Origin of the sequence: Candidatus Tisiphia endosymbiont of Temnostethus pusillus, assembly GCF_964264675.1 — a bacterium.
GTDB lineage: Bacteria > Pseudomonadota > Alphaproteobacteria > Rickettsiales > Rickettsiaceae > Tisiphia.
This window is the reverse complement of record NZ_OZ183472.1, coordinates 102,286-114,806: the sequence shown is the minus strand read 5'-3', so window position 1 is coordinate 114,806 and position 12,521 is coordinate 102,286. Positions and strand designations below refer to the sequence as shown.

Annotated in this window: 7 protein-coding genes; 2 read left to right on the top strand and 5 right to left on the bottom strand. The window is 34.3% G+C overall.

Annotated features, from left to right (window positions below; translation table 11 throughout):
- Positions 1-119: 119 nt before the first annotated feature.
- Positions 120-4,556: a pentapeptide repeat-containing protein gene (locus tag ACFEL2_RS00540; RefSeq protein WP_375332008.1), complete on the bottom strand. Its 4,437-nt coding sequence runs from the start codon at positions 4,554-4,556 to the stop codon at positions 120-122.
- Positions 4,557-4,577: 21 nt separating this feature from the next.
- The gene (odhB, locus tag ACFEL2_RS00535; protein ID WP_341751427.1) at positions 4,578-5,765 is read right to left on the bottom strand and encodes a 2-oxoglutarate dehydrogenase complex dihydrolipoyllysine-residue succinyltransferase; all 1,188 of its coding nucleotides are present in this window, start codon (positions 5,763-5,765) and stop codon (positions 4,578-4,580) included.
- A gap of 190 nt (positions 5,766-5,955) precedes the next feature.
- Here odhB and ACFEL2_RS00530 point away from each other — a divergent pair, with 190 nt between their 5' ends.
- Complete coding sequence (locus ACFEL2_RS00530; protein ID WP_375332007.1) at positions 5,956-6,729, top strand: hypothetical protein; 774 nt, start codon at positions 5,956-5,958, stop codon at positions 6,727-6,729.
- Positions 6,730-6,983: 254 nt separating this feature from the next.
- Here the strand turns inward: ACFEL2_RS00530 and ACFEL2_RS00525 are convergent, their stop codons facing one another.
- Complete coding sequence (locus tag ACFEL2_RS00525; protein WP_341751429.1) at positions 6,984-7,973, bottom strand: ribonucleotide-diphosphate reductase subunit beta; 990 nt, start codon at positions 7,971-7,973, stop codon at positions 6,984-6,986.
- 335 nt (positions 7,974-8,308) lie between these two features.
- Here ACFEL2_RS00525 and ACFEL2_RS00520 point away from each other — a divergent pair, with 335 nt between their 5' ends.
- Positions 8,309-9,265, top strand: a complete 957-nt coding sequence (locus tag ACFEL2_RS00520) for an IS110 family transposase (RefSeq protein ID WP_375331608.1) — start codon at positions 8,309-8,311, stop codon at positions 9,263-9,265.
- A 394-nt stretch (positions 9,266-9,659) separates the two neighbouring features.
- Here the strand turns inward: ACFEL2_RS00520 and ACFEL2_RS00510 are convergent, their stop codons facing one another.
- Both ACFEL2_RS00510 and fabD read right to left on the bottom strand, forming a co-directional pair.
- Entirely contained in the window at positions 9,660-11,489 is a 1,830-nt protein-coding gene (locus ACFEL2_RS00510; protein ID WP_341751430.1) for a ribonucleoside-diphosphate reductase subunit alpha, read from the bottom strand.
- Between the two features lie 78 nt (positions 11,490-11,567).
- A complete protein-coding gene (fabD, locus tag ACFEL2_RS00505) occupies positions 11,568-12,497 on the bottom strand; it encodes an ACP S-malonyltransferase (RefSeq protein WP_375332006.1) in 930 nt (309 codons plus the stop codon).
- Positions 12,498-12,521: the final 24 nt, after the last annotated feature.

The following is a 12,521-nucleotide window of genomic DNA, read 5'->3' as shown; positions in this document are numbered from 1 at the left end:
ATTTTTATTATCGCAGTGTGTATTTAGTTTTCAGTTTTATCAACTTTTCAAACAGCTACAGGATTTTTGCCCTGTGTGAAGTTTTATACCGATTATTCAGAACAATGTCAAACATTATTTTATCTGATTAACAGATTTGTTTGTCTTTCTTTGTTAGCATTTCTATCATATCTCTCTCTATGTTCATTTGATGATATTGTTTGACTTGCTTTAGGTACTGGTGGAATAACTTCTATTTTTTTTACAGTAGCTTTATTCAAATCTACATTTTTTAGCAAAGGATTTGATTTAACTTCTTCGCTTATATTCCCAACAACTCTTATATTATCTAAATTCATTGTTTTTTCCGGATGTTTTTTATTATATTTTTTAATTTCCGGAAGAAGTGTAGTTAAAGTATTACCATCAATGGTAGCTCCTTCAAAGTCTATATGTTCTTTAAAAGTAACTCTCTTAAAAGAGCATTCTTTCAACTCAGCATTTTTCAGAGAACATTTTCCTAACGTCACTTCATTAAAATTAAACCCTTTAATTTCAAAATTATCTAATTTCATATCTACTTTTTCAAAAGATAATCCTCTCAAATCTTTATTATTTAAGGAATAATAAAGTATCGGTGAATACTCAGATGAATTATTTCGACTATATTTCTCAGCCTGCTCCTGAAAGATAGAAGATAAATCTATTTTCTTGTCTGACTTAGCTATCACAAGAGGATTGGACAAAACATCTTCCATAATTTGGTTCATTTTTTCACCAATTACTTTTTCACGTGTTGAATTAGACACAAAATGTTTTTGAAAATTATACTTCCAAAGGTTAACAGTAGCTTCTACAGCTAAACTTAGAACTTTTGTATCAGATAACAAATTAATCAATGGACGAACCATTGCACTATATTCTCCCTTCTTATATGAAGCCGTTATTGTTCCTACTTCCTTAGCATGATCCCCTAGTGCTTTAACAATTGCTTCACCTTTTAGTTTTAGTTTTTTACCCATCTCGGTTTCATTTAAAAATTTCTCAACCACAGGGCCAAGGTCTTTAGCATGTTTTATTAAAAGCTCAGGTATTTTTTCTTGTAAAACTTCTTTAACCTTAGGATTATCCTTATTAAACTTAATAAGAGAGTTTACTAATTTACCAACTTTTTCTGCTTGTTTGGATTCAGGTACGTTCATAACCTCTTTAGTTTGCTCAATGATTCGCTCTAACCCCTCTTTGTCTGCTAAACAACTTTCAGTAAGTTCTGCTATTATCGGTAAAACATCAACAATAAATGGAATAGTTGCTGCTGTTGCATCACGTACAAATTTAGGATTCAGACCAAGAGATCTTATATTTTGCTGCACTTCTGTTTTATCCAAAAATTCTAAAATATTCTTTTTATTATCAGCAAAATATTGTGGTAGAGTCGATTTTAAGGCAGGAGCTAGATCTTGAACAACCTTACTAGTATTATCTAAAATAGACAATATCATGGCTTTTTGTGTTTCCACTATTTCTTCTATTCGAGTCGAAGATAAATTGTTATCAGCCAATAATTCCAAGCCAATATCTTGATGTTTCATATAGAACTCATAAATCGCAACCATTTCAGGAGTATGCTCTAATATCGTGCTACTTGCATTAGTTGCTAGTGATACAGTATCCCTAAAAAATTCTTTTGACACAAATCTAGTAAATTTATCGTCTAGAACATTCTCAGCAATTTTGGTAATTTCTTTTTGATTAGCTGAATCACGTAAAAACTCAACTAAATCTTTTTTGACTACTTCTGCTACTTTAGGGCTGGTAAAGATTTCTAAAGCATTTTTAATGATATCACGCCCTGAATTCTCGTTAGAAATTATTAGATTTTTATAAATTTCTTGTACTTTTTTATTTGATTCTCCTTCTAATACGCCACCTCCTAATTTTAGCACCAACGGCACTATCCTTCTAATAAAATTTTTATCTACTCCATCAAATATATCAGGATTAACTCTACTAGCTTCTGTAGGTGAAATCATTGGAGCGGGATTTAACACAGCTTCTAAAACTGGCAACAAAACACGCTGAGCGATCTGATCTTTCAATAGATCAGATCGTGCTTCATTCAGAGCAGGAATATATATATCAGCCACTGCACCAGCTCCCTTGATTAGATTAGATACATGTTCTACTTGTTCTTTTTGTAATTTTTGCCTTTCTTCAATTAGCAACTTATCACTTAATAATTTTCCACTCACTTCTTGAAATTTTAGGAAATCAGCATATAGCTCATCATATAATAGCTTCTTTGTATCCAGCGGATTCCTAATAGCTGAAGGTACTATAGTAGCAATATCAAGAAGAAATGTCCCTGTCTCTTTTAATAAACCTACAGCGATGTGAGGTAAATTCTCTAGTGTTAATTCTAATTGCTCCGCTTTTTTTACTTGCTCCAATTGTTTTTGCTCTTCTTGAAGCTTTTGCGGAATAATTTCTTGACCATTCTGAATGAATGTGCCTTGTAAACCAATCAAATTTACGTCCACAATATCAGTATCAATATCGACCGTAGCTTTAGACAAATCAGCCTCAGCTAACTTTGCCGCACGTAAATTAACCCCTTCTAACTTAACCTTTTCTGCTTGTACTTTTTCCAATATCGCTTGCTGCAATTTTGATTTTGTAAGATCACCATTCATGAATATTACTTCGGTAAAATCCCCTTCCTGAGCGTCAATACTCCTCATTATACTATTCGAGAAATCAGCCTTTTGTGCATGAACTTTTTTTAGTATACTATAACTTGCATTGATTCCTTTAGCCTTCGCTCCTTCTAAAATCGCCTCTGTTAAGTTAGCAAATTTGACCTCTACTCCTTCTAAAATTGCATTTCTGAAATTCGCCTTTTGTGCTTCCACCATATTTAGATTGGCATTAATAAAATTCACTCCTTCAGCATTAATCCTTCTTAGAATAGCCGCTTCTAAATTCGCTCCATCCAACTTAGTCAAACCACTTAACTCAGCATCCGACAAATCTAATCCTTTTGCTTCTATGTTCTGCAATATAGTATCTTTAAATTTTGCCTTATGTGCTTCAACCTTTTCCATCAAAGCATTAGATAAATCACTCTCTATAACTTGACACTTTGTTAAAACAGCTTTATCTAATATTGCATGCTGCATTTGTATTCTTCGTAAATCTGCTGAAATTAAAGAGATACCTTGCAAATCTGCCTGATTAAATGTTGAATCAGTCAATTTTGCGTTATCCCATTTACCATTTTTTATATTCGCATAATCAAAGTTGGAGTTATTTATCACAACCTCCTGACCATTAGAACGAGCCATAAAAGCATGTGTAAACTGACTATTATCAACGACTGCCTGACTTAAATTACTATTAAAAAAATTCGCGTTATCTGCTTTAGACCCTAAAAAATTAGCTCGATCAAGTTCTGCACTCTCGAAATTCGCTTCACTAATATTAGTACCATTAAATCTACATCCGGATAAAACGGACCCTGCGAACACAGCACCCCCTAAATCTGCTCCAGAGAAATCTAAGCCCGATAAATCCACTCTATCATACCATTCATTATTAGTAGAAGTATCAACTCTACTAGAACAATCTGCAATAATTCTTGCTCCTGATCTTATCTGTGATTTCTCTAATTTAGATTTAGCAAAATCATTTAAGCTTAAATTCTCATTACTCTTTCTTGCCTGCAAATATTGCTCTATATCTTTCCGAGCTAAAGGTACATATTGCGTTTCTTGATCCCGCTGTTCTTTAGTTGATCCTCGTACATAAGCTGGATCAAAAGTACAACTGCTACTGCCAAAAATGTTTTGAAAAGTTTCATGCATTGAATTATCTTCTCTAGGAAATATTTTTTGCTCAACCATTAGTTGCAGCTCTTCTTGCAGCCTATCATATTCTGAATTCCCAGTTTTATAACCTCCAATACGCCAAGCCTGAGCTTTCAAGCTTAACTTCTTCTCCGCCTCCTCTAATTCTTTTTGTTTACTACTTATAAGATCTTGCTGCTCTTTTTTGCGAACTAAGTCACTTTTTATGTCAGCATATTTTCTGCCTAAAGAAGAAGTGGTACTGAATTTTATCCCCTCAATATCACGTTCTTTCCCTATTTGAGAGTATCCTTTATAGCCATCAGAAAACCTACAATTAGCAAGGTCAGCCCCTCTAAAATCTATGTTTTTTAGAATAGTATCTTCGAAATAAGCATTGTCAAAATCAACATCACAAAACACCGCATCAGCCAAATTACATCCTGTAAAAGTAGTATTTTTAAGTATACAACCAGTAAAATCTCCTCCGCTTAGGTCTGTTACATTACCAGATCTACTAAAAGTCCTATCGGATAAATCTGCAACTACTACTACATTATCATCTGAAAAATATTTTTCCTTTAAATATTGGTTAAGGCTTAAACTTTCCTTAGGGTCACTTGCTAAAGTTGCATGCTGAGCTGTAATATAATCCTTTATATCCTTGCTAGTAGGACGAAATTTTTCAATCTTAACAGCGAGATCATAGAAAACAGGTTTATTTTTCACCATAACTTATACTCCTTCTTTGTATTAAAGATTTAATAACAATTTCTCAGGATTCTCAATCAATTCCTTTATTTTTACAAGAAAAGTAACTGCTTCTTTGCCATCAATAATACGATGATCATAAGATAAAGCAACGTACATCATGGGACGTATTTCTATCTTACCATTAACCACTACTGGTCTTTCTTCAGTCTTGTGAAGACCTAAAATACCTGATTGAGGAGGATTAATAATCGGAGTTGATAATAGTGATCCATAAACACCGCCATTTGAAATGGTAAATGTTCCACCTGATAAATCAGACATAGATAATTTTCCTTCTCTAGCCTTTTTACCCAAACCAGCAATTTCTTTCTCAACCTTAGCAAAACTCAATTTGTCAGCCTGCCTAACTATTGGCACTACTAGACCCTGCTCTGTCCCTACTGCAACACCAATATCATAATAATTCTTATACAAAATCTCATCCCCTTCTATCTCGGCGTTTACCGATGGGACTGCTTTAAGAGCTTCAATAGTAGCTTTTACAAAAAATGACATAAATCCTAGCTTCACGCCATGTTTCTTCTCAAACTCTTCACGATACTGCATACGCAAATTAATAACTTTCAACATATCAATTTCATTAAAAGTAGTTAGAATAGCTGCAGTATTTTGTGATTGTTTTAAACGATCCGCTATAGTTTTACGAAGACGTGACATTTTAACACGCTCAACCATCCCTTCATTTGCACGTACAACATTGGCTATAACAGGTAATTCTGTTTCTTTCACAGGCGGGGTATTTATGAACTCTAGTACATCTCCCTTGGTTACTCTGCCTTCTCGACCAGTACCTTTTATGTCAGCTAATTGCAGTTTATTTTCGCTCACTAATCTTTGCACCGAGGGCGGAACATCAACCTTGTTGGTACTTGCAGGTTGCTGTTTTATCTCTTTGTCTAATGTACTAGGTGAAGCTACACTAGAAGCTTCTCCTTCGGTAATTTGTCCCACGCTCTCACCCACATATACTGTATCGCCCTCATTCTTAAGTATTTTGCTTATTACACCAGAGGAAAGTGCATTTACTTCCAACGTAACTTTCTCTGTCTCAAGTTCTAAAAGTAGTTCATCCACTTTTACCGCATCTCCTTGTTTTTTATGCCACTTAGCAATAGCCGCTTCTGATACAGACTCTCCAAGAGATGGAACTATAATTTCAATACTCATAATTATTTTATTCTCCCAATTATATTCTATTATACTATTATTTATATCTTGCACTAATAACAAAAATTGTTTTAGCACTCAAATGATGTTAAAAACATCTATCTATAAAACATCTATTTTTTGCAGTCATTTTAGTATACTATTATTTTATTTACCACTAATATATATTAAGGATATTATAGGGAATGAAATGAAAGATCGGAAAGAAATTGAGCCATACATGGCATATAAGCCTACTCAGATATATAATGTCTTGAAAGATTTATCTAGAAAGCAAGAATATAAACTATCAGCAGAGACGTATGAAAATCCGGGAAATCCTGAGAATAAAATCAATTATTATCTCAAAAAAGACAATAATTATATCACTGCCCCATCTCATGATGCTCAAAAAGGCAATACGCTTACAACAACTGCAGCCCCATTAAAGGATACACTTGGAGTATTAAACCAAGATCCTAATTGGGAGAAAGCAATAATTCCTATTTGTCAGTCTAACAAATATTTTTTTGGACTTCTGACAAGGAGACACTTCACATATTTAGAACTTAATAAAGATACTGCTGGCAATATAACATCTCATCATCATGATTCCAAAGGATGGCTTAGCCGTTTCTACCCACTAAAGCCAATTAGAGATTCACTAGAAGAAACATTTGGAAAAGATAGAGTTACCTTTAAATCATCATATCTAGGTCATCAGAAAATAGCTGATAATATAAATTGCGGTCGATTTATCCTGTCTTATATAAAAAACGTTATTACTGGTGATCCTGCTAAAAATAAAATAAATCCTCAAACTCAGACAAGTTTATTTAGCGATTTTGACACAACAATTAACAAACCACCTAAGGAGGAAAAGATTTTACCTAAAGCTAAAGTCCCAACACCAAAACCTCCAAATATGGTAGACCACGTATCACGCATTAGTAGAAAACCTAATAATCCAGCAAGAACACATTAAGTCACGCGAATTCGATATAAGAATTAATAATTCTTATATCGATACTTGCTTTGTTATAAGGAAAAATGCACTCTTGAAGCGGCTGACGCGGGTGCATTTTAACTTTTTTCATCATTCAATATGTGATTTTAATTATTAAAATCACATATTGAATAGAGTATTATATTTTAACAATCAGGTGGGCAGCCGCTTCAAACCTGATTGTTTCTATATATAATACTGAATTCGATGTAACAAGTTACATCGAATTCAGGTTAAGTAGTACCACTCCTCCTACCATCCATCTCAGCGAATACATCTTCCCACGATCCAGTAGTTGCAGCTTTGGTATATTCTGTCACCCTTCCTTCAAAGAAATTAGTATGTTCAGCACCGTTTAAGATTTCATCAAGCCAAGGCAACGGATTAGTATCAATTAAATAAATCTCTTTAAGTCCAAGCTGCATTAATCTGCGATCGGCAATATAACGAATATATTGTCTTACCTCTCTAGCTGTCAGACCTTCAATGCCACCAACTTCAAATGCTAGTTCAATAAAGGCATCTTCAAAATGCACAATAGTAGCACACGCTTCATAAAGACGGCTACGAAGCTCTTCAGTCCATACTTCAGGGTTTTCCCTAATAAAAGTTTTAAATAACATAATGATAGAATCAGTATGTAACGTCTCATCCCTTACTGACCAACTAATAATTTGCCCCATACCTTTCATTTTATTAAAACGAGGAAAATTAAGTAAAATAACAAATGAAGCAAATAACTGTAACCCTTCAGTAAATGCACCAAATACTGCTAAAGTAGTAGCAATATCTTCTTTAGTTTCTACACCGAAACGCTGCATATAGTCGTATTTATCTTTCATTTCTCTATATTTGAGAAATGCTGAATATTCGGTTTCTGGCATACCTACGGTATCAAGCAGATGAGAATAAGCAGCAATATGAATTGTTTCCATATTAGAAAACGCTGATAACATCATCAGTACTTCTGTTGGCTTAAATACCCTAGAGTAATGTTTCATATAACAATTATTTACTTCAATATCAGCTTGAGTAAAGAAGCGAAATATTTGGGTTAATAGGTGTTTTTCTCCTGGACTTAAATTATATTTCCAGTCTTTTAGATCATCAGCTAGCGGCACTTCCTCTGGTAACCAATGAATTCGTTGTTGAATATGCCACGCTTCATAAGCCCATGGATAAGAAAATGGTTTGTAGATTGGACTGGCATTAAGTAAAGACATATTATATTTCCTTTTTAAGTATACTACTATAAAACATCATTGCGAGGAGACCATAGGTCGACGAAGCAATTGTAAGTTAAAAGTATGATATAATAGATGTTGAAGTCAATATAAATAATGATTTATACTGACTTATAAGGGGGTATTACAGCGATAGTCATTAATAATACTAAATGACTATCGCTGTGCAGGCGTGAGCGACCGTGAAGCAATTGGTCTTAAGATCGTATGGATCTTGGTACTCTAGCCCAAATCCCCGAGACGTTTGAATAGTTGATTGGGATGCCTTTGCACTCCCGCTTACAATCGTAAACATTAAAAGTCTTCGAGGTATTATGCCATTATATAATAATTTTATTGGTCTTGATATAGGAAAATTCAATTTTGTTGTTGCTATTCATGGAAAAAAAGAAACTAAAGAATATAATAACAACTCTAATGGAATAGCTGATTTTATCAAGGATTACAAAAAAGAGATTAGTTCTGCATTGTGTGTTTTAGAAACCACAGGTGGATATGAAATGGAACTATTACTAACGCTTTGCAATCAGGGTTTTGCTGTACATAGAGCCAATACTCGCAAAGTTAAAAACTTTATTAGGTCTTTTGGGAATGCAGCTAAAACTGATAGTCTTGATGCTAAAGCTCTAGCACTTTATGGTTTTGAACGGTCAGAAAGATTAGAACTATTTAAAGTACAATCTAAGCAAGCTTTAAACTTGTATGAATTAGTCGGACGTAGGAACGACCTCAAACAAATGTTGATTGCAGAAAAAAATAGGTTTCAGTCCCCGAAAGCTGATTTAATCAAGTCTAGTTGTGTTAAAATAATCGAAGTACTAGAAGAACAAATTGCATCTATTACTAAAAAAATAGATGACTTAATAGCAAAAGATAAACTCTTGCAGGCTAAGAAAGAGACACTGCAAACTATTAGTGGTATAGGCACAGTAGTATCTAATGAGCTTATAGCTTTGTTACCTGAACTTGGTACATTGAACCGCAAACAAATAGCATCATTAGTAGGTGTTGCACCAATATCTAATGATAGCGGTAGATATAGCGGATATAGACATACAGGTCATGGTAGAAGTTTTGTTAGACCTATGTTGTTTGTAGCTGCTATGGCTGCTAGAAATTCTAACTCTGAACTGAAGGTATTTTATGAAAAATTGATCAATAGAGGAAAAAAGAAAATGGTGGCGATGGTAGCATTAATGCGGAAAATCATTGTGATTGCAAACGCTAAGTTACGTGATTTAACTAGCTCTGCAGAAGCAATAAAAATTTAAACCAAATTTATTTAAATTTTTATTGCGAACATAGTTGATCTATATGACAAGCTTCATAGATTGCCACGCTCACATACGTTCGCTCGCAATGACATATACGTCTATAAAACGTCATTGCGAGAAGACCGTAGGTTGACGAAGCAATCTATATGACAAGCTTCATGGATTGCCACGCTCACATACGTTCGCTTGCAATGACGATTGGATAAGAATTGACAAATTCTTATCCCGAATTCGCGTATATTCATTAGACTTCCTGCATAATTCGCTTTTGCTGAGGAATTTGTAGGAGACACGGAACCTCGACCCGCAGCGTACTCAAATTCCGTTACGGATTCGAGTACCGGATCGACGCACAAATTACCAGCAAAAGTAGAATTATGCAGAAAGTCTATTACTGACAGGATAAACATTCATCATAAGACACAACTTCTTTTTCTTGTTTTTTCTTATTATCTCTTTCAATATCTTGAAAATCCGCTTTCTTGACATCGTGTGATACTTTATCAGCTCTTTGAATTGAGGTTGATCTACAATAATATAAACTCTTAACCCCTTTTTTCCAAGCTCTAAAATGGATATTATTTAAATACATCTTACTTACATTGCCTGCTAAGAAAACATTTAGAGATTGAGATTGTGAAATATGTGGTGTCCTATCTGCTGCTAGATCAATAAGCCAATTTTGATCAATCTCATAAGCAGTTCTGAAAACATCTTTTTCATGGCTGGATAAAAAGGTTAGATGTTGAACTGAGCCTTCATGAGTTGCAATTGATGACCAAACCTGCTCATTATTAAAACCTTTGGTGCTTAACAGCTTTTCTAAATATTTGTTACGTACATTAAAAGATCCAGTAAGAGTCTTTTGGACAAAACTATTAGCAGCAAATGGTTCAATTCCAGGCGAACTATTGCCAGCAATAATAGAGATTGATGCCGTAGGAGCAATAGCTGTTTTATTACTAAACCGTTCGTTAATACCTACTTCAACTGCATCGAGGCAAGCACCACGTTCATCAGATAGAACTACTGAAGCTTTATCAACTTCTTTATGAATATGTTCAAATATTTGATTATTCCAAACCTTTGCCATTACCGACTCTATTGGTACATCCTTTGATTGCAGGAATGAGTGAAAACCCATAACACCTAAACCTACGCTACGTTCACGCATTGCTGAATATTTAGCTCGCTCCATGGTACTAGGTGCTTTAGTAATAAAATCTTCAAGTACATTATCTAAAAAACGCATTGCGGTGGGAATAAATTCGGGATCATTCTGCCAATCATCAAAATATTCTAAATTTACAGAAGACAAACAACACACCGCAGTTCTAACCTTACCCAAATGATCAATGCCAGTTGGCAGGGTAATCTCGCTACAAAGATTAGAAGTTTTTACTTGTAGCCCAAGTTTTTTATGGTGCTGCGGAATATATTTATTGACAGTATCAATAAATAAAATATAGGGTTCTCCAGTTTCTATTCTAGTAGTTAGTAACTTAACCCACAAATCTCTAGCCTTAACTTCACGTACAACTTTTTTAGTAGCAGGGCTGATTAATGGAAAATTTCCATCACTCTCAACTGCTTGCATAAATGCATCTGTTACAGCTATGCCGTGATGCATGTTTAAAGCTTTACGATTAGTATCACCACCAGTATGGCGTCTTAAGTCTATGAATTCCTCAATTTCAGGATGATCAATTGGTAAATATATAGCAGCATTACCACGTCTAATTGACCCTTGAGAAATAGCTAAAGTCATAGAATCGACAACCTTGACAAATGGAATAATGCCAGAAGAAGTACCTTTGCCTTTAATTGCTTCATTAATAGAACGAACATTGCCCCAATAGCTTCCTATACCACCACCACGTGAGGCTAACCAAACATTCTCAGTCCAAAGATCTACAATACCTTCTAAACTATCATCTGTTTCATTTAAAAAACAAGAGATAGGCATCCCTCTGTCAGTTCCACCGTTACTAAGAACCGGTGTAGCTGGCATAAACCACAACTTGCTTATGTACTCATATAATTGCTGAGCTGATTTTGCATTATCAGCATAATAGCTAGCTACTCTAGCAAATAGATCTTGAAAATCCTCTCCGGCTAGTAAGTACCTATCCTTTAGGACAGCTTTACCAAAATTAGTCAGTAAATTATCTCGTTTCTTATCAATTTCTATAGGAAATTTAGTATTTGCTTGCGTTGCCATTATTATATTATCTTATATCTTATTGTTTTAATTAAATTGGGATCATAGCAGATTTTTGTCTTAGCACTAATACCATAATCACATAATTTCTAAAAATTTTTCTAATTCTACAAGACTCGAAACATTAATCAAATTAAATTTATGATCAGTTTTTTTCAGCATATTAGTTAGAACCTTACCTGCACCTATTTCAACTATTTGTTCTATTTTCAGATTTTCCAATTCGTTTAAAGTTTGACGCCACCTCACCCTACCACAAATCTGGGAGATTAAGTTTTGTTTTATCTCTATAGGGTTAGTTATTGGTTTAGCTGTAACATTTTGTATCACCGGAACAAACGGTTTGTTAATTGCTACTTTGTCTAAAGCCTTTGCCATTTGCTCTTCTGCTGGCTTCATCAAACTACAATGAAAAGGACTACTTACATTCAATTTAATAGCTTTATAGCCTAAATCTTTTACGATAGATATTACCCGTTCCACTGCTATAGTTTTACCACTAATTACCACCTGCCCATCTATATTATCGTTAGCTATATCAAGGTCTATAACCTCTTCGATGATTTTTTCAAGCTTTTTTAGAGGTACGCCTATACATGCCGCCATTGAGCCTTGATCAACCGGATAGGCTTCTTGCATGGATTTACTACGTACTGCTAGCAATTCGGTAGTTACTTGTATATCTATACTTTCCGCTGCACATAATGCACTATATTCTCCTAAAGAATGACCTGCAACATATGAACACAGGTTAGTAATATTTCTATTTGTTTGTTGCTTAATGACATTCAATATTGCCATAGATACTGCCATTAGTGCTGGTTGAGCATTAATAGTCAAAGTTAAATCTTCACTTGATCCATTAAAGACAATATGGCTTAATTTTCTTCCAAGAGTATTATCTACCATTTCAAATGTCTCTTTTGCCACCTGAAAGTTATCGTAGAATTCTTTCCCCATACCAACCATTTGTGACCCTTGACCTGGAAAGACAAATGCTCTATTCATAATAATACCATAATAATTTAATTT